Source organism: Methylophilaceae bacterium (assembly GCA_018398995.1).
Classification (GTDB): domain Bacteria; phylum Pseudomonadota; class Gammaproteobacteria; order Burkholderiales; family Methylophilaceae.
This window is the reverse complement of sequence record CP073759.1, coordinates 1,506,428-1,528,856: the sequence shown is the minus strand read 5'-3', so window position 1 is coordinate 1,528,856 and position 22,429 is coordinate 1,506,428. Positions and strand designations below refer to the sequence as shown.

At 39.5% G+C, this 22,429-nt stretch carries 24 protein-coding genes, 1 pseudogene and 1 riboswitch; of the genes and pseudogenes, 14 read left to right on the top strand and 11 right to left on the bottom strand.

Going from position 1 to position 22,429, the window contains the following annotated elements:
- The first annotated feature begins 112 nt into the window (after positions 1–112).
- The 3 genes from KFB94_07825 (at position 113) to KFB94_07815 (ending at position 2,197) form a co-directional block, all read left to right on the top strand.
- Complete coding sequence (locus KFB94_07825) at positions 113–715, top strand: hypothetical protein (GenBank protein ID QVL45166.1); 603 nt, start codon at positions 113–115, stop codon at positions 713–715.
- A 280-nt stretch (positions 716–995) separates the two neighbouring features.
- Positions 996–1,445, top strand: a complete 450-nt coding sequence (locus KFB94_07820) for a sel1 repeat family protein (protein ID QVL45165.1) — start codon at positions 996–998, stop codon at positions 1,443–1,445.
- Between the two features lie 107 nt (positions 1,446–1,552).
- Positions 1,553–2,197 carry a hypothetical protein gene (locus KFB94_07815; protein ID QVL45164.1) on the top strand — a complete coding sequence of 215 codons (645 nt, stop codon included), beginning with the start codon at positions 1,553–1,555 and terminating at the stop codon, positions 2,195–2,197.
- A 29-nt stretch (positions 2,198–2,226) separates the two neighbouring features.
- Here the strand turns inward: KFB94_07815 and KFB94_07810 are convergent, their stop codons facing one another.
- The gene (locus KFB94_07810; protein ID QVL45163.1) at positions 2,227–2,829 is read right to left on the bottom strand and encodes a site-specific integrase; all 603 of its coding nucleotides are present in this window, start codon (positions 2,827–2,829) and stop codon (positions 2,227–2,229) included.
- A 226-nt stretch (positions 2,830–3,055) separates the two neighbouring features.
- Between KFB94_07810 and KFB94_07805 the strand changes: the two genes are divergently transcribed.
- On the top strand, positions 3,056–3,547 hold the full coding sequence (locus KFB94_07805) for a hypothetical protein (GenBank protein ID QVL45162.1): 492 nt from the start codon (positions 3,056–3,058) through the stop codon (positions 3,545–3,547).
- A gap of 396 nt (positions 3,548–3,943) precedes the next feature.
- On the opposite strand, the gene KFB94_07800 is transcribed toward KFB94_07805, so the two are convergent.
- Entirely contained in the window at positions 3,944–4,243 is a 300-nt protein-coding gene (locus KFB94_07800) for a hypothetical protein (protein QVL45161.1), read from the bottom strand.
- A 343-nt stretch (positions 4,244–4,586) separates the two neighbouring features.
- Positions 4,587–5,276, bottom strand: a complete 690-nt coding sequence (locus KFB94_07795) for a porin family protein (protein ID QVL45160.1) — start codon at positions 5,274–5,276, stop codon at positions 4,587–4,589.
- A 97-nt stretch (positions 5,277–5,373) separates the two neighbouring features.
- Between KFB94_07795 and KFB94_07790 the strand changes: the two genes are divergently transcribed.
- The 5 genes from KFB94_07790 (at position 5,374) to pnuC (ending at position 9,248) form a co-directional block, all read left to right on the top strand.
- Positions 5,374–5,571, top strand: coding sequence for a hypothetical protein (locus KFB94_07790; protein ID QVL45159.1), 198 nt, complete (start codon positions 5,374–5,376; stop codon positions 5,569–5,571).
- Positions 5,572–5,621: 50 nt separating this feature from the next.
- A complete protein-coding gene (locus KFB94_07785) occupies positions 5,622–5,807 on the top strand; it encodes an AlpA family phage regulatory protein (GenBank protein QVL45158.1) in 186 nt (61 codons plus the stop codon).
- 257 nt (positions 5,808–6,064) lie between these two features.
- A riboswitch (TPP riboswitch) is annotated at positions 6,065–6,169 on the top strand.
- A gap of 90 nt (positions 6,170–6,259) precedes the next feature.
- A complete protein-coding gene (locus KFB94_07780; GenBank protein ID QVL45157.1) occupies positions 6,260–8,332 on the top strand; it encodes a TonB-dependent receptor in 2,073 nt (690 codons plus the stop codon).
- A 15-nt stretch (positions 8,333–8,347) separates the two neighbouring features.
- A complete protein-coding gene (locus KFB94_07775; GenBank protein ID QVL45156.1) occupies positions 8,348–8,608 on the top strand; it encodes a hypothetical protein in 261 nt (86 codons plus the stop codon).
- Positions 8,609–8,630: 22 nt separating this feature from the next.
- A complete protein-coding gene (gene pnuC / locus KFB94_07770; GenBank protein ID QVL45155.1) occupies positions 8,631–9,248 on the top strand; it encodes a nicotinamide riboside transporter PnuC in 618 nt (205 codons plus the stop codon).
- 3 nt (positions 9,249–9,251) lie between these two features.
- Here the strand turns inward: pnuC and KFB94_07765 are convergent, their stop codons facing one another.
- The 5 genes from KFB94_07765 to KFB94_07745 all read right to left on the bottom strand — a co-directional run bounded on the left by KFB94_07765 (position 9,252) and on the right by KFB94_07745 (position 13,089).
- Complete coding sequence (locus KFB94_07765; GenBank protein QVL46628.1) at positions 9,252–10,133, bottom strand: hypothetical protein; 882 nt, start codon at positions 10,131–10,133, stop codon at positions 9,252–9,254.
- Between the two features lie 39 nt (positions 10,134–10,172).
- Positions 10,173–10,799 (bottom strand): HAD family phosphatase, encoded by a 627-nt coding sequence (locus KFB94_07760; protein QVL46627.1) that lies wholly within the window; start codon positions 10,797–10,799, stop codon positions 10,173–10,175.
- Between the two features lie 139 nt (positions 10,800–10,938).
- Positions 10,939–11,010 carry a pyrroloquinoline quinone precursor peptide PqqA gene (gene pqqA / locus KFB94_07755; protein ID QVL46626.1) on the bottom strand — a complete coding sequence of 24 codons (72 nt, stop codon included), beginning with the start codon at positions 11,008–11,010 and terminating at the stop codon, positions 10,939–10,941.
- Positions 11,011–11,265: 255 nt separating this feature from the next.
- Positions 11,266–12,402, bottom strand: coding sequence for an N-acetyltransferase (locus KFB94_07750; protein QVL45154.1), 1,137 nt, complete (start codon positions 12,400–12,402; stop codon positions 11,266–11,268).
- Between the two features lie 90 nt (positions 12,403–12,492).
- Entirely contained in the window at positions 12,493–13,089 is a 597-nt protein-coding gene (locus tag KFB94_07745; GenBank protein QVL45153.1) for a hypothetical protein, read from the bottom strand.
- A 265-nt stretch (positions 13,090–13,354) separates the two neighbouring features.
- Here KFB94_07745 and ompR point away from each other — a divergent pair, with 265 nt between their 5' ends.
- Together ompR and KFB94_07735 are read left to right on the top strand one after the other, a co-directional pair.
- Positions 13,355–14,077: a two-component system response regulator OmpR gene (ompR, locus tag KFB94_07740; GenBank protein ID QVL45152.1), complete on the top strand. Its 723-nt coding sequence runs from the start codon at positions 13,355–13,357 to the stop codon at positions 14,075–14,077.
- 81 nt (positions 14,078–14,158) lie between these two features.
- Positions 14,159–15,436 carry a HAMP domain-containing protein gene (locus KFB94_07735; protein ID QVL45151.1) on the top strand — a complete coding sequence of 426 codons (1,278 nt, stop codon included), beginning with the start codon at positions 14,159–14,161 and terminating at the stop codon, positions 15,434–15,436.
- On the opposite strand, the gene KFB94_07730 is transcribed toward KFB94_07735, so the two are convergent.
- Positions 15,420–16,739, bottom strand: coding sequence for a diguanylate cyclase (locus KFB94_07730; GenBank protein QVL45150.1), 1,320 nt, complete (start codon positions 16,737–16,739; stop codon positions 15,420–15,422). The two genes, KFB94_07735 and KFB94_07730, sit on opposite strands and share 17 nt — an antisense overlap.
- Before the next feature lie 27 nt (positions 16,740–16,766).
- Entirely contained in the window at positions 16,767–18,155 is a 1,389-nt protein-coding gene (gene cobA, locus KFB94_07725; protein QVL46625.1) for a uroporphyrinogen-III C-methyltransferase, read from the bottom strand.
- 77 nt (positions 18,156–18,232) lie between these two features.
- Here cobA and miaB point away from each other — a divergent pair, with 77 nt between their 5' ends.
- Both miaB and KFB94_07715 read left to right on the top strand, forming a co-directional pair.
- A complete protein-coding gene (gene miaB, locus KFB94_07720; protein QVL45149.1) occupies positions 18,233–19,636 on the top strand; it encodes a tRNA (N6-isopentenyl adenosine(37)-C2)-methylthiotransferase MiaB in 1,404 nt (467 codons plus the stop codon).
- Positions 19,637–19,649: 13 nt separating this feature from the next.
- The gene (locus KFB94_07715; GenBank protein ID QVL45148.1) at positions 19,650–20,600 is read left to right on the top strand and encodes a PhoH family protein; all 951 of its coding nucleotides are present in this window, start codon (positions 19,650–19,652) and stop codon (positions 20,598–20,600) included.
- 151 nt (positions 20,601–20,751) lie between these two features.
- Here the strand turns inward: KFB94_07715 and KFB94_07710 are convergent, their stop codons facing one another.
- The gene (locus KFB94_07710) at positions 20,752–21,240 is read right to left on the bottom strand and encodes a GGDEF domain-containing protein (GenBank protein ID QVL45147.1); all 489 of its coding nucleotides are present in this window, start codon (positions 21,238–21,240) and stop codon (positions 20,752–20,754) included.
- 34 nt (positions 21,241–21,274) lie between these two features.
- Between KFB94_07710 and KFB94_07705 the strand changes: the two are divergent.
- Positions 21,275–22,414: pseudogene (locus KFB94_07705) on the top strand (IS3 family transposase).
- Positions 22,415–22,429: the final 15 nt, after the last annotated feature.

The following is a 22,429-nucleotide window of genomic DNA, read 5'->3' as shown; positions in this document are numbered from 1 at the left end:
AAATTTCTGTCCATATACTCACACCAGCCAAACTATCAAAAAATAGTAATTTGACAGCCAAGCGCAAGCTATAGGAGTATATTGTTTATTATTTCTACGTCTAAATTAATCTATGCGTCAGCTAAACAAAACAAAACTAGAAAAGCTCATAGCTAAGCTGGACGCAGGCAAAGCTGTTAGCTTACGAGATTTAGAAAATGTATTAGGTTTGGACGGTTTGGTTGAATATGAACGACTTTGGAATGAAGAACTTGCTAGACGTAAGTTTTTTGAAGTAAAGCCAACAGCACTAGCAGACTACGAGGCAATGCTAAAACGTGCTGATTTACTGACTATACGTGCAGAAAAAACAGTTACAGTAAATAGTGCAAAAAATTTACGTGTATTGGCTAGTGCAGAATATGACGCTGCACTAGCACATTTGCAGGCTTATATTACAAAAAACGAGGCTGATAAGTTTTGGTTGGATAGAGATGCATTTGGGGTGTTTGGGGTACTTGGATTAATAAACCAAGTGCCACGTTTAGTTACTAGCAGAAGTGTACACAAGCTAACGGAAGGTGCTAGCGCAAAAACTAGCAAAGAGGATATTAAAAGGATTGTATTACAAACAGCATTAGATAAGATTGTGGCTGAACAAAAGACTTTTAGTGAAAGTGCAGACGGAATTAAGCTAAAGGCTATGTTGGCTAAGTTAATGAAAGACGGAAGGTGATACACGTTAAAATTTTGCACAGTTTACTGTATTTACTATTTGCAAACAGAGTGAAATAAGTTCAATATCATATTTACAATTAGCAATTGAATGCAGAATGCTGCATAAGATGAGGCAAAGTAAAACAGTGTTTGAGTTATATTTTAATAAATATTAAATCCTAAAAACCTAAAGCCATACAAAAACTTGCACGTGAGAGCTTAGCTAAAAATTTTAAGAATTGTAGAATAAACAAATGACTATGAAGAGAATAATAATATTTTTTGTGATAACAGTTTTTATGAGTATAAACGTCTATGCAGCAGATAGTACAGATGATGGTGAAAATGCTGTTTTAGACGGCGACTATGCGCGAGCAGCTAAGATATTTAAGCCGCATGCATTGAAAGGAGATGCTTTTGCACAATATATGTTGGGTACTTTGTATATTTTTGGACAAGGCGTTACGCAAGATTATGCGGAAGCTGTTAAGTTATTTATGTTAGCTGCTCAACAAGGACTTGCTCAAGCACAACATATGTTGGGTGATATGTATTATTTTGGACGAGGTGTTACACAGGATTACACTTTGGCGCATATGTGGTATAACTTATCGGGTGCACAAGGCACTAAACTGTCAATTGCTAATAGAGATTTAGTAGCTAAAAAACTTACCCCTCAACAATTAACTGAAGCACAAAAACTTGCACGTGAATGTGTAGCTAAAAACTATAAAGGTTGCGGCAGCTAAACTAATTCAACAGCAGCCCGTTTCATATCACTAGTAACGCTGATTTAGCGCATTGTAGGTAGATAATTGTATGCATATATGCTGTGATTTTTACAAGGAGATTGAAATTGTTAAAAAAACAATATTATTTGAATCTAATTTGGATATTTTTTTCTTTGCTAATAATAGGATGTGGAAAAAAGGCAGAACAAAACCAAGCAGAAAAGTCTGATGATAGGATTGATGTTAGAGCTATGATTGGAGAATATAGGCAATTGCAAGATAGGTGCAGGGGTGGTAGTGGCGATGATTCTAATACTATCCAAGCATGCAGAGAGCGTGACTCTATGTTCGAAAAAATTACTGCTGCTGGATGGTGCTATGGAAAAGAGGGGCAAGCTGAATATGAGAAAGATTGGCATTCTTGCAGTAATGACAAAAAAGACGTTAATACGCCTTCAAAATCAGCCAATAATTCATCTTCAAATAATGCCTCACAACTTTTAGATATGGATTGGTATGCTCCCAATAACATTACAAACGAATGCGAAAAAAATGAAGGGCCTAGCAAAACTATTGAGTTATTGTTAGCACTGCATAAACCATATACAGCCACAGATGAAGAAGTGGTTGCAGGTACTGTTACAGTTGTTAGAATAGATATACCTGAAGAGGGTGGTGGAGTTAGGTATTTAAGGGGAAAAGATAGGTGCAATGCTTATGTAAATGCTATTAAAAAATCCAACAAAGCAAAGGTTGACAAATACAAATAGTAAAATTTATTTCTTGCATGATTAGATTGTTACAACAAAGCAACAGCCGCACGTTTCATATCCTGCGTCACATTAATATAGCGCATTGTCGTTTGCGCTTGTCTATGCCCCGCAAGCTCCATCAGCACTTTAAGCGGCACTGACTTAGTGGATAAATGTGTTAAAAAACTACGTCTACCACTATGGCTACTTGCACCATCCAAAAAGCCAGCGTCTTTATATAGCATGTGTATTGTGTAAGTCAGTGTGTTTGCAGTAAACCCGTTATCGTTTTTCTGAGTAGTAAATAATGCTTTGTTGGCTAAATCGCTGTAAGTAATTGCAATCAGCTCAGCTTTACTAAAGCGCGTCAGTAAGTAATCCATCAGCTCTTTACGTAGCTTTTCTGCTAATACTACAGTCCTACCGTATTTGCCTTTTGTCTGTTCAGCTGTTAAGTTAATCTCAAGTTTAATTGTGCCATCTGCAGCTAAGATGTCTTTTATGCGTAAAGCTGCAACCTCACCAATACGCATGCCACCAAAATATGTGCATGCCAAAATAGCTCTATCGCGTGCTGCGTATTTGCGTGTGGCTACATATCTAAATAATGCGTTTAATTCCTTTTCGTTTAATACTCGTGCTTGTTTCATTTTCCGCCTCTTAAACCAATGTTTATCAATAACTGCAGCATAATTTCTTATGTTTATAATTCCTACCAGTTTTTGCCAAGTGTTTAGTAATTGCATTTTTATACCAATAATCAACTATTTAGCTTGATATAAGACTTGAAAACAAAGATATTATGTATTAGCTTTGGTTTAGTGTTTAAATTTGATAGTATGCTTGAAATGAAATATTAATAAGGGAGGGACACAAATGGAAACTAAAAGAATTTTTGCAATTATTGGTATGGTTGTTGGTGTTATATGGGCAATTTATATTTTAGTTGGATGGGCAGCTTACAATGAAATGAATCAATACAATACTCTGGCTATTTTTAAAGATGTGAGAGAAAAGGCATTTGTTGGCTTGATGTTACAAACAATAATTGATTTTGGTCTTATTCTTGTTTCTGCAATACTTCTTAAGCCAACCACAGCTTCGTCAAGCAATTGGCAAGAGGACAGTTATGATTTAAATAGCGATTCTTTTAAGATTTTTTTGACTAAAAAGTATGGTATTGAAAAAAATGAGGCATTAGGCAAAGTTATTTGTAACAATCAATTGTTTAATACAATTGATGAAGCACTAAAACATGCTGGAGAAATTGAACAGAAAAATCAAAATTCAAATACAACACTTTCCTCAGCGCCATTTATATTTTTTGTGATTGCTTACTTTGTTCTAGTAATCTTCATTCTTATTTAACTTTAAGGGTTGCTTCCAATTTAAAATTATTTAAGCAGCAAGCTAACGCTTGCTTGCTTTCACAAAAGCTATCGCTTTTGTTCAGCATTTTTTTAAGTTTTGTTTTTTGAATTGACTGGTTTTGGAAGCAAGCAACGGCTATGTCTTATTGTTTAAAAATAAGAACACGTCGTTGCTTTGTATAACTGGTTCAGTGTAGCTATACAACTGTAGATAGTTTTTACGTAAGACAATCGTATTAAAACTTACAACTCGCTTTAGCATTGATTTGCTTGGCAAGTAAACTTGCGGCACTTACTCATTTGTTATTCATCATCTACAGCAGCGAATAACGAGTGCGAGGGCATTAGCCGTTATATTCCACCTCGCGTTTTTGCACTTTGTTCAAGCAGTAGCTTATCTGCTTTTGTTAGCCTTAAATCCTTGTCGCCTAATCTTTGCGCCTATATTCATCACTTCATATGTCATTCGTTTTGTAATGCCTTGTCGCTGCTTGCTATTAAACATTAGCTGACAGAATGTCATTAGTTTTTGTATTTGTTCGTCTGTTAATAAGTTTGCTTTGTTTTTAAGTAAATTGTGTGCTGTCTTTTGTGCTTGTAGTTGCCATATTTCTGCCTTATTAAATTGCTTCTCTGTAATGCCATTATTTTTAAGCCAAGTGTTAGTTAATTTTTCAGTCTTGTTATTTTGCATATTTTTATTTATGCAGAAAAAACAAAGGAAATAATTAATTGGTTTTTTGCGCCAGTTGCACTAGCTGATGGCAGGTATATTGAGGTAGGAATTGTTTGCTACTGAAGTTAAACTAAAAGGTTAAGCTGAGGTTTGGCGACGATTAATAGAGGCATTAAAGGTAGGAAAAATGCACACAAGACTGTAACGTTTAGTTTTAGACTGAGGAGTTACAGCTATGAATACGTATCAATGTAAAGTTAAATTAGAAGTGACAAAGACGATAAAAACAACTACTAATGTGCAGGTGTCTTTAAGTTAATTTGCGCTTAAATCTTAGTTAAATTAGACTAAAGATTTAAGCTTAAAAATGATACATCACACTTATTTGAGTTGAGTGCATGTCGATGTTGTTGCGAAAATTACTATTGTAGATTGTTTCTCTGTATGTTTCTGTTCTAAAATCAACATAATTATACTCAACTCTAGCAGTTATATTTTGAGTCAAAAAATGTTCAATACCAACACCCAATAAATATCCATCCTGCCATTGTGAATTAGATCCACTTGGATCAAAGGCACTATCAACAGTCATGTTTTTGGTTTCTATTTTACCTGCTACGTAGCCAGCTGTTAGGAAGCCTAATGTTTGATTGTTATTAAATATATACCCTAATCGTGCTTTTAGTTCTGCACTTTGTTCTATGTTTGTCTCAACACTATAATCAGTGTTAACAATACCATTCAATTTCTCAAAATCTTCGCCATTAGCCCCATAAAAACTATAAGTTGCTTCAATGCCTAACAAAATATTCTTTGTAGTTACATAATTGAATCCAACAAATCCTCCTGCTTTGATACCTTCAGCTTTAATTTTTGACGTATAACCACTCTTCTCCCCATTCAAAATTTCAGCGTATTTACTATCTGCACTAACTGCGCCAACACCAGCGCCCACATAAAATCCTCCAAAATTACTTTGATTGGTTTCCGCAGATGCCGTGTGATTAGCTATTAGTAAAAGGCTAACTAGTATTATTTTGATAAGCTTCATATAAGCAAATTTCTATTTATGTAATTAATTAAAAAATAATTTTACGATGTCACTTATAGTTTGACAAGTAATTCAAAGATTAATACTAAATAACTACATGCGCATACAAGAAATAACCACCATAAAACCAATCAAACCGCTTACTCCACAGCAGTCAAAAATCAACACACTCAAACAACAAAAAGAACGTGCATCAATACAGTTAAAAACTGAACGCGATAGGCAGAAAAAGCAGAAAGCTTTAGCAAATATCAGTCAAAATAATCAAGTGTTAGCTAAACTGAATAATTACTAATAATTAGAGATTATTGATAGTAAATTGTGTGTTTTTTGAAAGAATATACGATGACACTTGATAGATATATTAGAATTAAAGAGTTAGCTGTGATGTTAGGCATTAGTAGAAGCAATATTTACAAACTAATACAGTTAGGTAAATTCCCTCAACAAATTAAGTTAGCAGAAAGAACTAGTGTGTGGCGTTTAAGCACTATTGAGCAATGGGTAAAAGATAGAGAAGTTAATAATTAGCCACCCCACTTTGTTACACATTTTATTACACATAATTTTATATCACGCTGTAAGCTATATTTAACAAGCATTCTTGTCTTAACTAAGCAATTCATAATCCTGGGGTCGAGGGTTCAAGTCCCTCTTTCACCACCAAATAAAGACGCCCCTTTCGAGAGATTGGGGCGTTTTTCATAGCATATTTTCAATGAGTGTATGCAGAACCTCACTAGGTTAATCTAGGAAATCACCGTATAATACTTGCTTGATTGCAAAATCAAATCGCCTTGGGGTGGCTTTACTGCCTGAGATCTCTTTTTTAGAGGGACCCAATGAACCTGATCCAGTTAATACTGGCGTAGGGACAGGCAGAGCATATTTCAAAAGCAAATTTTTTTGGTTGTTATTTTGATGCAACTTCATTAATACTTATCTCTCCTGTCCTTTTTATGATTGTTATAGAAAGGATAATCTTGAAACCGATTACCAAAAGTTTGTCGTTAATTGGTCTTTTATTTGCAACTCCTGCACTTGCCGCAGAGGGTATCGACATTAAGATCGCTGATGTGATTGTGAGTGCTGATTTTAGGCCTAGCACGGCGGCAGAGACGGCTGTTAGTTTGACAGAAATTGATGCAGAATCGATAGAGTCGCGTGGTGCGCAACACTTGGAAGAGGTGTTAAATCTTGCGCCAAATGTGAACATTTCTAGCGGTGCTTCTCGTGGTCAGTTTGTTCAGATTCGCGGTATTGGCGAGCGTAGCCAGTTTAGCGCGCCACTGAATCCATCGGTTGGTTTAGTGATTGATGGTATTGATTTTAGCAGAACGGGTGGTGCTGCAACTTTGTTTGATATTGATTCAATTGAAGTTCTGCGAGGTCCACAAGGTACTAAATTTGGTACTAATGCTTTAGCTGGTACCATTAATATGCGCAGTAAAGCGCCTACTGAAGCATTTGATATGCGTGTTGAAACAGGCTTAGCCGAATACAATACGCGCAACTTTGGTATTGCCGCTGGCGGTACGATTGTTGAAGATCAATTACTAGGCCGCGCTTCATTGTATAGCCACAAATCTGATGGCTATATGAATAACGATTTTTTAGGCCGTAACAATACGCAGAATCAAGATGAATTGACCTTTCGTAGCAAGTTTAAGCTATTGGCTACTGAAGACTTAACATTCGATTTTACTTATATGCACTTGGATATAGATAATGGTTATGATGCATTTACTTTAGACAATAGTCGTAATAGTCTCTCTGATCAGCCTGGTCAAGACAAACAAAGAACGAATGCATTTGGTGTGACAGCTAATTGGCAAGCTTCTGATGCCGTGATTATTCAATCTGAAGCCACCTATCTAAAATCCGATATTGTTTATGCTTATGATGCTGACTGGGGGTTTACAGGCCAGTTTGATCCGAGCCTGTTTCCATATTCAGCCACTGAGCGTTTTGACCGTGAGAGAGACAACTATTCTTTTGAGTTACGTGCATTATCTGATAAAGCAGGGCGTATTTTCAATGACTCGACTGATTGGACTGTTGGTTTTTTTCACCTAAACCAAGATGAAGCTTTTTTAGTCAATTCTGATTTTATTCCAGCACCATTAAAAGGTGATTATGATACTGAAAATACGGCGATTTATGGCCAGCTCGATTCACATTTGACTGACAAACTCACACTCGTTACAGGCGCAAGAGTTGAATATTTTTCGGCAATTTACGACGATTCAACCGCCTTGGGGATTAAGACCAATGAAACACTTTTTGGTGGGAAAGTTGGTTTAAATTATCAGGCAAATAAAAACCATTTGTTTTATACCAATTTATCTCGTGGCTATAAGTCTGGTGGCGTCAATAACGATCGTGCATTGGCTGCCAGTCAGCGTGTGTTTGATACTGAATATAACATTAGCTTGGAAGCTGGTGCCAAATCAAGTTGGATAGATGGTCGTCTAATTACTAACTTCGCTCTGTTTTATACTGACAGACGGAATGCGCAAGTCAAAAACTCTGTTCCAGTGGGGGTAGGTACTTTTGTTGATTTTATCGGTAATGCATCAACCGCTACACATAAAGGCATTGAAGCCAGCCTTGATTGGTTTGTGACTGATAAAGTACGCATACTGGGTGCGTTGGGTTTACTGGATGCAACATTTGATGAGCATGCGGTACAGGGCATTAACTTTGATGGTCGACAAGTTGCACATGCACCAAACTATACGTTTAGTTTAGGTACAGAGCTATATCCAACTAGCGCATGGACAATTCGTGCTAACGTAGAAGGTAAGGATGATTTTTACTTCTCTGATAGCCATAATGCTGAGTCTAACGCTTTTGCTGTTGTGAATGCTAGTGCAGATTATCGTCATAGCAAACATTGGAAAGTGAGCGTTTGGGCGCGGAACTTATTTGATAAAGACTATGCTACTCGTGGTTTTTTCTTTGGTAATAATCCAGCAAAAGACTATATCAATGAGACCTATGTACAACTCGCAGAGCCACGTGTTGCTGGCATGACAGTGACGTATGATTATTAAATAAAGGAAAACAATATGCGTATTTCAGTCGATATTAGTCTTTACCCATTAACCGAAGGTTATGAAAAACCTATCTTGGCGTTTATCGCTAAATTAGAAACCAATGCCAAATTGGTGGTTAAGCGCAATAGTCTTAGCACGCAAGTGTTTGGTGAGTATCGTGAGGTGATGGATTGTCTTGATGCGGAAATGGAAGCTGTTTTTGCCGTGTTGCCACATAGTGTGTTTGCCATCAAGTTTATTGGTACTGATCGTGCAGATGTTGTGGATGTTTGACCATTAAGCCAAACTACCGACAATGGAAAATATAACGCTCAGTAGTTTCATGACTGCTTTTAGCCAATTATCTGGCTGGGAAGTGACCGCCGCTTTAATGGGTGTGGCTTATATTTTATTGGCGGCAAAAGAGTCTCAATGGTGTTGGTTGTTTGCCTTTATTAGCACGGTAATTTATACCGTACTATTTTGGGAGGGGCAGCTTCCTATGCAGGCGTTGCTTAATTTTTATTATATTGGCATGGCCATATATGGTTTTTGTTTGTGGCAACAACATGGTAAAGCCGATGAGAATCTAATGATTACCAGTTGGCCCTACTCTAAACATCTGCTGTTTGTGATGATTGGTGTGGCTATTAGCGCTTTAGCAACTTATTACCTTGCGTTAACGCAGCAATCGCAAAGCCCTATGTTGGATGCCTATACCACAGTATTTGCGGTGATGAATACGTGGCTCATGGCGAGAAAGATTTTGCAAAATTGGTTGTATTGGGTAGTAATTGATGCTGCGGCAGTGGTGCTTTATATTCAAACAAACTATTACGCTACTGCCGTTTTATTTGTAATTAACACGATACTTGCTATTGCCGGCTATCTCAACTGGCTAAAGTTACATCAAAAACAGTCCGCCACTTTTTAACTGCTACGCTAGTTGATTCATCCAGCTTGATAATTTGGTTTCACCCAATACTTGCATCAAAAACAGTAGCAATTGATAACAAGCTTTTTGTTGGGTATATTCTGGCCAATCATTTTTTTCTGTATAGGTCGCTTTAAACAAAGCGAACTGTTGCGCTGTTAATACATATTCAAGCAATACCAGCTCTAAACTAGGCGGCCCAATCACAAAGGCATCCAAATCAATTAAAGCCAATGTATGGTCCTGGTCTAAACTTCTCAACTGATCCCACCGCAAATCAAGCATAATCGGCACAAAAGTGGTTTCTTTTATCATGCTAGCTTGATCAATGATGTCGTTAAGATGCTTGGCTGATATTGCAAATGCATTTTTTTGTTGGTGCGTTAACAATACTTGCTGCAAGCGTGAAGACCAATCTAGCGCGCTAAGTGCTGGTTTTTGAACATGGCCCCAGGTTGTATATTGGCACCCATGCAATTGGCTCACATGATTAGCAAGCTGTATCACCATTTGATTGCTAGCTTGGCTTTTATTGACATCAAAGCCAGCCAAAAATCGTGTCATTACAAATGTGTTTGCTTGGGATGCAATCAATTCTGGAACGCGTAACGTGCCCTTTTTTGCTAAATATGAATACGTTTTATCCGCCTGCTGTAAATTATTCGGGAAATCTGCCTCGAATAATAAATTCAGTATTTGCCAAAAACCTGATTGTGCAATTGCGTGATGATCACATACCTTTAACACCATCGCACCATCCTTCGTTTCACAATGCCAAAGCTGATGCGTACTATCATGAAACTTGCGCTGCATTACTTTTGGTTCAGCTACTAATGCCGGCAGCGCCAGCTGTTCATTGGCGGTTAGAGAGGGATAGGTCAGCATATAAAGTAGGTCATCAATAGGATTCATTGCCATGAATAATCAAAGCGTACACTCAGCGAATTGTGCCAAATACGCGTCTAAACTCCCCATTACTTGATGACTATTTTCTAGCACAAATTCACTTGGGTCTTTTAAATCTGGCACAACAACCACTTTTAGACCTGCTGCAATCGCAGCTCTGGCACCAGGCTCGCTGTCTTCAAACGCAACACACTCATCTATTGCCACGCCCAATCTTTCAATGGCGAGCAAATAAATATCAGGGCTAGGCTTACCATTAGTAACTTCTTGACCGCTAGTAATGCTACTAAAATATTGAAGCACACCAACACAACTTAAACGATGCTCAATATGTGCGATAGGAGAAGATGAGGCGACGCTACAAACGACCTTGTTTGCTTGATAATATTGCAATAACTCCACAACGCCAGACTTGAGCGGAAACACATGATTGCGGGCTTTTAATATTGCTTCTACTCCCTGCCCCATTTTAGCTACGTTTTCCGTACCGTTTAACTGTTCTGCCATGATGCGACTGGCGTCTTTTGATGACCGGCCAATCAGTTCGACAAACTCAGCTTGACTATAGGTGATGCCAATGTCTTTGGCAGCTTGAATACAGGCTTGCATAATGATGCGCTCTGAATCGATTAATAGGCCATCCATATCAAATATTGCTGCTTTTACTGCCAGTTTTGTCACAAGATACTTTCATGCAAAAAATGTGACTTTAACACAGACATATCATTATTAGCGCGCACAAAAAACCCCAGCATTTAGCTGGGGTTTGTATAAGCATGAAAGCTTATTTGTTCATTACGTACATTGTTACTTCAAAGCCAAAACGCATTTCAGTAGCTGCTGGTGTTGTCCACATAATATTTCTCCATGTATTAAATCGTTAAGTTTTTTAATTCAAACCTACATCATTGCTGATGTGTTTCTATGACTACAATCATATCGACATGTTTCATTAATCGCCTGCGTGTGTCACGTAAAAATCACTAATGATTTTACGTAATGCCGTTTTGCCTATTTATTTTATTGATGTATGTCAGCGCTTTAAACATCGATAGGCATGATATAGGTTTCTTCATAATGGCTTTTTTAATCATCTTCATCATCCAGAGCATCAATCTAATTTAAATGGCGCTCGCGCCTCAAGCTCTGTCGTATAGGCAGCGACACCACTTGCCTCTCTATCTAAAAAATCTTTAATGGCATGCTCAAAATCAGGATGGGCAATTTTGTGAAAAGAGCAAGTGGGGCGCGGCTTAAAGCCACGTGCTAGCTTATGCTCTCCTTGTGCCCCACCTTCAAAATATTGAATATTCTCGGCAATACAAAATTGTTGTGCTTGATAATAACAAAGCTCAAAGTGTAAACCCGAGATAAATTGCGTAGCGCCCCAATAACGACCATATAACGTATCATTGCTATAAAAATTGAGCGTACTAGCGACTCTTTCGCCAGCCACCGTTGCTATCATCAACAAAATAGATTGCGGCATGTTGCGACTAATTTCATCAAAAAAAGCGCGGGTGAGATAGGGTGTAGAGCGATGCTGCTCATAGGTGATGCAATAACATTCATAAAAAAAATCCCAATCCGCTTCGGTTGTATCTGCACCTTTAATCAACTGACAGCTAACACCGGCTTGTGCCACTTTTTTGCGTTCTTGATGAATCCTTTTGCGTTTGTTATGGCTTAGGTTTTGCAAAAAATCTTCAAAGTGTTGATAGCCCTCGTTTTGCCATCTAAATTGCACACCCATGCGCTTCATCCAGCCAGCATTCTCCAGCAAACTCGCATCCACCTCATCTGGGAATAACACATGTGCACTTGAGAGCTGATGCTGTTGCATCACTGTTTCTAGCGCTTCAATCAACAATTGTTTTGCTTGAGGGTTATTTGCCAGTAAGCGCGAGCTGGTAATGGGCGAAAATGGAATGGCTGCAAGTAACTTTGGATAGTAGCGCAAGCCATTTTGTGCATACGCGTCGGCCCAAGCCCAATCAAATACATACTCACCATAAGAGTGACTTTTGATATAAAGTGGTATGGCGCCGATTAACACATTGCGCTCTTGCATGACGATGATGCTAGGGGTCCATCCGGTACCCTCACCGACAGAACCTGATGCCTCTAATGCAGCTAAAAATGCATGCTTCAGCAACGGCATATCGGTCGCCAGCGCATCCCATTGCTGGGCATCTACTTCTTGAATAGAACCTATTATTTGAATCACAACTTGCGAAACATCATCCATGCGACAACTTTAGCGCATATGAGTCAAAAATCAAGGTAGTTTGTTTGAGAAAAATAAAGTGTGAATGAGCAAAGAAATGATGGTTGATGACTAACTTGGGTGTTGCCCTGCTGTGGCTGCTTGCTTGCTCTCTTTTGGCTGTGCTGCCTTGCTTTTAATTTCGGCTTCTGCTTCTTTAATACGTTGCAACTCTAATTTTGCTTCAGCCGCTTTGTGGCGCTCTCTCCATTTTGCTTGTGCTAATTCTAGCTCATCAAAAGTAATAACATTATTTTCATCAATATCGACAGCATTAAAGTGGCGTGCAATTTGTGGTAAACATTCGGTGACTTCTTGTCGATCTAATGAATCATCTAAATCTTTATTACACTGGGCAAATCGCTCTCTAAGACTGTCTCGCATTAATTGGCGTTGGCGTTTGATTTTAATATGCTCAGGATCATTATTTCTAGCATAATCTGTGAGTGCTTTGCGCAGAAGCGCACGATCAACAGGGCTAAAATTATACTCAAGTGTTTTTTGCAATCCATCATTCACTTCATCGAGCTCATCTGCTGTTGATGGTTCACTTGAGTTACCTGACTCTAGAGAGGCAATTGTTCCGGCAATTGAAGGAAAAACAAAAGCAGCGCTAGACATGAGTAGCACTAGAGTTTGTGACCATAAAAATACTTTATTTGTCAGCATATTAATTGTTTTAACTCCAAAACAAATCAACTCTCTCAGCAAGAGCGGAGGAGTATAATGAATCAACTTTGTAAGTGGAATGTTTCATCTACACATGGAATTGTAAAAAATTGTAACCAATTATGCAGTATTTTCACTTCTGACTTAGAGCTAACTTTTTGAATAAAAGTTCGCCTAATTCTAGATTTATGTATCACGAAGACCTATACTAATTCATTGTCATACGACGATACGAAAGTAACCTAATTTATAAAGAGCAATTAACATGGCTGATAACAAAAGAATATTAATGGTAGATGATGATTTGCGTATGCGTGAATTATTACAACGCTACTTAACTGAGCAAGGTTTTGATATTAAAGCAGTCTCTGACTCTAAAGAAATGGATACTGTTTTAGAAACAGAACAGTTTGACCTCTTTGTATTGGATTTAATGTTGCCTGGCGAGGATGGTTTAGCCATCTGCCGTCGCTTGCGCGGCAACAACATTATTACGCCCATTATTATGCTAACGGCACGTGGTGATGAAGTAGATCGCATTATTGGGTTAGAAATGGGTGCGGATGATTATTTACCAAAACCGTTCAATCCGCGAGAACTATTAGCACGTATCAATGCGGTCATGCGTCGTCATGAGCTCAGCCCAAATGCTAAGCAAGTAGCGAATCAAGATACGTTTAACTTTGGTGAATTTATTTTTGATGCTGCAAATCGCAGCTTAACAAAAAGTGGTGAGAATATTACGATTACTAGTGGCGAGTTTGCACTACTAAAAGTATTTACAGAGCATCCAAGACAGCCATTATCGCGTGATCGCCTTATGCAACTGGCGCGCGGCAGAGAGTTAGATGTTTTTGATCGTAGTATCGATGTGCAGGTCTCTCGGTTACGCCGTTTAATAGAACCCAATCCAGCGCAACCTCGCTTCTTAAAAACCATGTGGGGTTTCGGCTATGTATTTATTCCTGATGGCGAATCTAATCACTAATTGTTTAATGCGCATTGCTAAATGCGCTAAAAACAATCCAGCAAATTGAGACTACTCCCGCGTACAATTTTAGCAAGGCTCATGTTGCTTATTGCTATTTTATTGGCTATTAGTATTTATGGCTCGCTAAAAATATTTGATTATTTTGATCGCGAACCACGCGCTGAAATGGCGGCATTACAAGCAGTTACTATTGTTAATTACACCCGCGCTTCATTAATTGCATCTCATGAAAACAGAAGAGGTGCTTTGCTTTCTGAATTATCCGGTCGTGAAGGTGTACGCGTTTATGCGGCCGATTTCATGGAGCAAATTGAGCCCTTGCCAGAAGACCCATTTGTAGCGCTAATTGCAAGAAAAATTCGTGAGCGCTTAGGCGAAGAAACCATCATCACCATCAATCATTATGGCATTCCAGGTTTATGGATTAGCTTCAATGTTGAATTAGATGATTTTTGGGTTGTTATTCCTAAGATTCAAGTTGATAGGCCCTTCCCTTTGCATTGGCTTGGCTGGGCTGCATTAATTGGTCTTTTATCACTTGCGGGTGCTTACATTACTGCTGCCCGCATTAACCGCCCACTTAATTTATTAGCCTACGCTGCCGATAAATTACGTAATGGAGAACCCGCTCCCAAACTACCTGAAGATAGCTTGGATGAGTTGCGCGAAGTTAATCAAACCTTCAACGAAATGGCAGATGCTTTGGTCAGACTTGATAGTGAGCGGACACTACTGCTGGCTGGTGTATCTCACGATATCCGCACACCATTAGCACGTTTACGGCTTGCTGTAGAGCTGTTACCTGATAGTGAGTCGTCACAAATGAAAGAAGGCATGATTGAAGATATTGCAGACATGGATAATATCATTCATCAATTTTTAGATTTTGTGCGCGGCGTTGAAGGCGAGTCAACCAAAATGATGGATATCAACGTATTATTAAGATCATTAGCTGATCGTCAAGCGCGCGCCGGGCGAAAATTAGAAGTAAGGTTAAGTCCGACTTACTTTATTCCATTACGTCCGCTGGCAATGCAACGACTACTAGACAATTTAGTTGGCAATGCCTACGCCTATTCAAAAGGTGAGGTTATTGTAGAAAGTCGCATTACCGCACAAGAAATCATCATTAGCGTATTAGATCGTGGCCCGGGCATTCCTGCCGAGCAAGCCGAACGCTTACTTCGACCATTTGAGCGTTTAGATAGTGCGCGCACAAAAAATGAGGGGGGTAGCGGCCTAGGCTTGGCAATCTGCAATCGGATTGCCAAGTTGCATCAAGGTAAACTACAATTAATTAATCGCGAAGATGTGGGCTTAGAAGCCCGCCTATCACTGCCTATTCAACATCGTTAGTCTTGTTTTTAGTCATCTCGCCTAAAGGTTGCCCTTCTACACGGTTACGCCCACCTTGCTTAGCCAAATATAGCAGCCTATCTGCTTTTACCAACATCTCATCTATGTTTTTTCCAATATGACTACTGACTCCAATGCTACAGGTATATTGAATCATGTGTCCTTTGATATTTAAGCGTTGTTTTGCAATTTTTTCTCTAAAGAAGTGAATGCGCTCAAAACTGTGCAAATATTGTGAGTTGGTAGTTAATACAGCAAATTCTTCACCACCCATTCTGGCGACCACATCTTCAGAAAAGTGTTGCTGAAGCGCGTTCGCTATATTTTTAATTACCTCATCACCAACATCGTGCCCATAAACATCATTAATTATCTTAAAGTGATCTATATCAATCATCATCACTGTGAGCACATCCTCTTTTTTTAGCCCGCTCACAATTTGATTGCCGCGCTCAAAAAAGTAGCGCCGGTTAAACACATTGCTTAGGTAATCGATATTAGATAATTGTTTTGCATACTCTACAGCATCTAACATATCTAAATGTTGATTAATTCGACAGAGCAACATTTCATAATTAAATGGCTTATGAATAAAATCATTCGCACCTGCTTTAAGAAACTTTACTGCTAATCTATCATCGCTTGATGAAGACATGCCAATAATGAGCATTCTATCTTTTGGGTAATGCGCTCTCATTCTTTTGGCAAAGGTAATACCATCAATTAATTGCATATCATAATCAACCAATATCAGTTTGATATCTGGGTTTTTTTCTAACACGTCATCGGCTTCTGAGACGTTATTCACTTGCAATACTTGAAATTTTTGTAGGGCAAGCTCTCTAGCAATGACAAACTGTGAGACTTTAGAATCATCAACCACCAATACTTTAATGGCTTTATTTTTAAAGACACGGGTAACTAAATCACAAATATAAGCAGTATCTGTACTGGTTGTTTTAATCACATAATCCAATACATTCTTTTTTATTAACGCATCACGCAAAGCATCTTCAAATTGATCAATGATAGCAATGACAGGAAGATGAAATGATTGAAGCAAATCAATTTGCCTAAGATCTGCACTCACGCTACTGATACTCAAAAAGAATTTATGTGGATTTCTTTTTAGCAATAATCGCGCGGCACTTTGAGAGTGAACTATCACCACACTCATTGGTAAGCGCTTTTCTAAATTGATTTTAAGGCTATGCGCAAAGGCAATATCTCGCTCTAAAACCAACACAAAAAATTCTGCTGGTTTTTTTGGGCGGCTAAGCTTGCGCGTATGTTTTGCTACCATCGCTACACAATATGACTAAAACGCTATTCACTCGGCTGGATTGAACCAATTTAATTTTTCTCTCAATAAAACGACTTCACCAATAATAATAAGACAAGGCGCCTTCAGCTTCGCCAACTTCACTTTTTCAGGCATATCATCCAAAGTGCCTGTTACCACGCGCTGTCGTTGTGTTGTTCCCTGCTGAACAATGGCGATCGGCATACTTGCCGTCATACCGTTTTCAATCAATTGCTGACAAATACTTTCTAGGCCAATTAAACCCATATAAATCACCAATGTTTGCTTAGGGCGCACCATTGCAGCCCAATCCAAATCAACAGAACCATCCTTTAGATGGCCCGTGATAAACAAACAAGCTTGTGCATAATCGCGATGTGTTAGCGGAATACCCGCATAACTAGCCACACCACTGGCCGCTGTAATCCCTGGTACGACCTGAAATGGCACGTTATGTTGCATTAATGTCTGAATTTCTTCACCACCGCGACCAAATATAAAAGGATCACCACCTTTAAGCCGCAACACACGCTTACCCTCTAACGCCAATCTGGCCAATAATTGATTAATCTCCTCTTGCGGCAAGGTATGTTGATCACGGGCTTTCCCAACATAAATTAATTCTGCATCACGTCGCACCAGCTCCATTACTTCAGGGCTAACTAACTTGTCATACACACAAACATCACACTGCTGCATTAAGCGCAATGCCCGAAAAGTGAGTAAATCAGGATCGCCAGGCCCACCTCCGACCAAATACACCTCACCCTGCTGCTTTGTATTGTCAGCTTCTGCGATCTTATTTTGAAGAAACGTGCGCGCGGCTTGATCTTGGCCGGATAATACACGCTCTACTAAAGGGCCTTGCAAGATGCCTTCCCAAAAAATCCGCCTTGCCTGTGTTGTGGTAAATTTAGCTTTAACTTGCTCACGAAACTCACCTGCAATTTCAGCAATCCGACCATAAGCGGCAGGCAACATTGTTTCAATTTTTGCGCGCACATAGCGTGCCAAAACTGGCGCATTTCCTTCAGATGTAACCGCAATCACAATGGGACTGCGATCAATAATTGAGCCCATGGTAAATGTACATAATGCTGGCGCATCCACTACGTTCACTGGAATATTAGCCGCTTGCGCCGCCTTAGAGACGGCTTCGTTTATCCGTTCATCATCTGTGGCAGCAATGACTAAACGCGCACCAAGTATATGATCTGGTGTGAATGTTGTATTGATATGCTTTATTTTATCTCTATCAATCATGGCTTGCAGTTCGTGGCAAACCGCAGGCGAAATCAAGGTTATCGCCGCCTGCGCCTTGAGCAACATCATCACTTTGCGTGTTGCAACATCCCCACCACCAATCACAACACAATGCTGATTGACGATATTCATAAAAATAGGTAGCGCTTGCATATCAAAATTCACTTCAAAAAGATGTCATTATTTTACCTTGCTAATCGGGTTTCCCCTATCAATCAGCGATTGACAAAATGCGTAGATGCAGTAAATGCGTTAAAATAGTATTCTTATATCACTTTCTGTTAAGCCTATTTTTTGTGACAAAACCAAACGTTAAAAAGATATTTGTAAAATCCTTCGGCTGCCAGATGAATGTGTACGATTCGTCTCGGATGAAAGATATGCTAGCAGCTAGCGATGGCATGGTAGAGACCGACTCGCCAGAAGATGCAGATGTCATCTTACTGAACACCTGCTCCATCCGCGAAAAAGCAGAAGATAAAGTATTCAGCCATCTTGGACGGTTTATCCCATTAAAAGAAAAAAATCCAGGTTTAGTCATTGGTGTTGGTGGCTGCGTTGCTTCGCAAGAGGGCGATAACATCATCAAGCGTGCGCCTTATGTAGATGTTGTTTTTGGCCCGCAAACCTTGCATCGTTTGCCGCAAATGATTAAAAATCGCCAGCAAACTGGTGTATCTCAAGTCGACATTAGCTTTCCTGAAATAGAAAAGTTTGATCATTTGCCTCCCCCAAGAGTAGAGGGTGCAACCGCTTTTCTCAGCATCATGGAGGGTTGTAGCAAATATTGCAGTTTCTGCGTTGTGCCTTATACGCGTGGTGAGGAAGTTTCCCGACCTGTTGAAGATATCCTTACTGAATCCGTCCAATTAGCGCAGCAAGGTGTCAAAGAAATCACCTTACTCGGGCAAAATGTCAATGCGTATCGCGCTGAGTACGAAGATGTAGAAGCAGATTTGGCAATGCTAATAGAAATCATTGCTGAAATTCCACAAATTGAACGCATTCGCTTTACCACTAGCCATCCAAATGAAATGAGCGATCGTCTAATTGATTGTTTTAAACATGTGCCGAAACTAGCAGTCCAACTGCATCTACCTGTGCAGGCGGGTAGCGATCGCATCTTAATGGCCATGAAACGCAATCACACTGTTTTGCAATATAAAAGTATTATTCGCAAATTAAAAGCCGCCAATCCCAATCTCACCATTACGTCTGATTTTATTATCGGCTTTCCAGGAGAAACAGAAAAAGACTTTGAATCAACAGTTAAGTTGATGCAAGATGTTGGGTTTGATTATAGCTTTAGCTTCTTATACAGCCCGCGACCAGGCACCCCTGCTGCCTTTCTTGAAGACGACACACCACAACAGATAAAACTGGAGCGCCTTAACAAGTTACAAGCCATCAATAATTTACAAGGCGATGCGATTAGCCACGCGATGTTAGGTACAACGCAGCGAATATTGGTCGAAGGTGTTTCTAAAAAAGAGAGTACATTATTGGCTGGCAGAACGGATAATAACCGTATTGTCACTATTGCAAAAAATGAAGCCTTAATCGGCAATTTCGTGATGGTAAAAATCACCAATACAGATAACCCCAAACGCTTACAAGGTGAATTGATCGAATAGACAATTCAACACTATGGAAATTACATTACAACCAGAAGACAATACGCGCCTCGCCAACCTTTGCGGCCCTTTAGACGAAAATATCAAACAGATTGAAACAGCGCTTGAGGTAAATATTAACCGCCGTGGCGGCACATTAAGCATTACTGGCAAGCAGGAAAATAGGCGTATGGCAGCGCAACTGATTGAGAATTTTTATATTCGCGCAAAAAAACCAATTGAACTAGAAGATATTCAGCTGGGATTAGTCGAAATTGAAAAACTCAGCCCAGATGAAGTGGATACCAGTGCAGGTATGCCCGTACTCATGACAAGACGTGGCGATTTACATGGCCGCACACCCCGTCAAATTGAATATCTCAAACAAATTCAAGATTACGACATCACTTTTGGTATTGGACCAGCGGGAACAGGCAAGACTTATCTAGCCGTTGCTAGCGCAGTTGACGCAATGACGCGCGATCGCGTTAAACGCATCGTACTCGTTCGCCCCGCGGTGGAAGCGGGCGAACGCTTAGGCTTTTTGCCTGGTGATTTAAACCAAAAAGTAGACCCCTATTTACGACCACTATACGATGCTTTATATGATTTAGCCGGCTATGACACCGTCAATAAAATGTTTGAACGCAACGCCATTGAAGTCGCCCCGCTAGCCTACATGCGCGGTCGCACCCTTAACCAAAGTTTTATTATTTTAGATGAAGCGCAAAACACGACTCCAGAACAAATGAAGATGTTTTTAACCCGTATTGGCTTTGGTACGAAAGCGGTGATTACAGGCGACGTGACGCAAATTGACTTACAACGCCATCAAAAAAGTGGGTTAATTGAAGCGCAAAAAATCCTCAAAGATGTCAAAGGTATTGCCATGACACACTTTTTAGCAGCTGATGTTGTGCGTCACCCTTTGGTGCAAAAAATTATCAATGCCTATGAAAGTTACGAAGCCAATAACCAACCATAACGAGTCTCTATTCGGCAAAGGGCGTGAGATGATTCGCTTATCAATTACCCTTATCTCTATCTTAAAGTTAGATAATATGGTTTTTCGCACCAGTAGCATGTCTGCCTATTATTAAGATTAACGATCAGTATTAATTGGCAATGACTTTGATTTAAATTTCTGTATAAGCTTCTACACGATTTCTACCATTGTTTTTGGCCATATATAATGCAGCATCAGCCTGCATCATCAACGCTATCTCATCAGTATCTTGACTAGGCATTATATTACTCACGCCAATGCTTGCAGTCACAACGCTTTTATTGGCACTTGGAATAGCGAGCTGAGCGATTTTTTTGCAAAGCATTTTAGCGATGTTCATGGCTTCTACTAGCGATGTTTCACCCAATACGACCACAAACTCTTCACCTCCGAATCGCGCAGCTAAATCACTAGAACGTCTTGTACATGCTTTAATCACATCGCTAATGCGGATTAAGCAAATATCGCCGAGGATATGTCCAAATTCATCATTGTAACGTTTAAAATAATCAATATCGATTACCAAAATACTGAGCGATTTCTGACTACGCATACCGCGAGTCCACTCTTGATGCAGAAAATTATTCAAATGATGGACTTCCCAGAATTCAGTAGACATTCAATAATGTCGAAACTGAACTGGAGAGTAGTAAATGAGAGGTACAAGATATACAGCTGAATTTAAGGCTGAAGCAATAAAACAAATCACTGAGCGTGGTCATGGTGTCGTTGAAGTATCAAAGCGCTTAGGTGTTTCAGATATAAAGCCTATACGCTTGGCTTAAGCAAAGCCAACTAGGTGATTTACCAAACTCAAAAGATATTGTTGCACTCAAACAAGAGTTGCAAAGGATGAAAGCAGAGCTCAAGCGCACCACTGAAGAGCGTGACATCCTAAAAAAGGCCGTGGCGTACTTTGCCAAGCTGTCCGATTAAAGTACGCATTTATTGACCAGCATCGCCAAGTGTTTCGCTTAATGAGTATGTGTCGTGTACTAAAAGTGCATCGTAGTGGTTCATACGACTGGAAATTAAAGCCACTATCCAACCGAGCAATTGAAGACGCTGCACTACTTGTTGAAATCAAGCGATCCTACGAAGACAGCTATGGCATTTATGGCAGTCCACGTATTCACTACGATTTACGAGAGGCTGGCATTATATGCAGCGAGAATCGCGTGGCTAAAATCATACGTAATGCTAAGCTCAAATCTATTTGAGGCTATCGTAAGCCACACTATAAGTCTGGACGACCATCTATAGCATCACCGAATAGACTTGGGCAAGTGTTTACAGTACCGCAGTCTGACTTAACTTGGGTGACAGATATTACTTATATCCGCACCTATCAAGGCTGGTTGTATCTTGCTGTGGTGATTGATCTTTATTCAAGGTCAGTGGTTGGCTGGTCAATGAAGCCTACGACGGCAACAGAAATCGTATTAGATGCCTTAACGATGGCCGTATGGAGACGTAAACCAAAACAGCCAGTGATTATCCATTCCGATCAAGGCAGTCAATTTGGCAGTGATGATTTCATTAGATGGTGCAAAGACAATCGTTTAGAGCCAAGCATGAGTCGCCGTGGCAATTGTTATGATAATGCAGTAGCAGAATCCTTCTTTAGTAGCTTGAAGAAGGAGCACATCAAACGAAAGATTTACGTATCAAGGCAGGAAGCTAAATTAGAGATATTTGAATATATTGAAGTGTTTTATAATCGTAAACGTCGGCACAGTCATCTCAATCAGATGAGTCCGATGATGTTTGAAGAGTTACAAAAAGGAAACTAGAAAACGTCTACAATA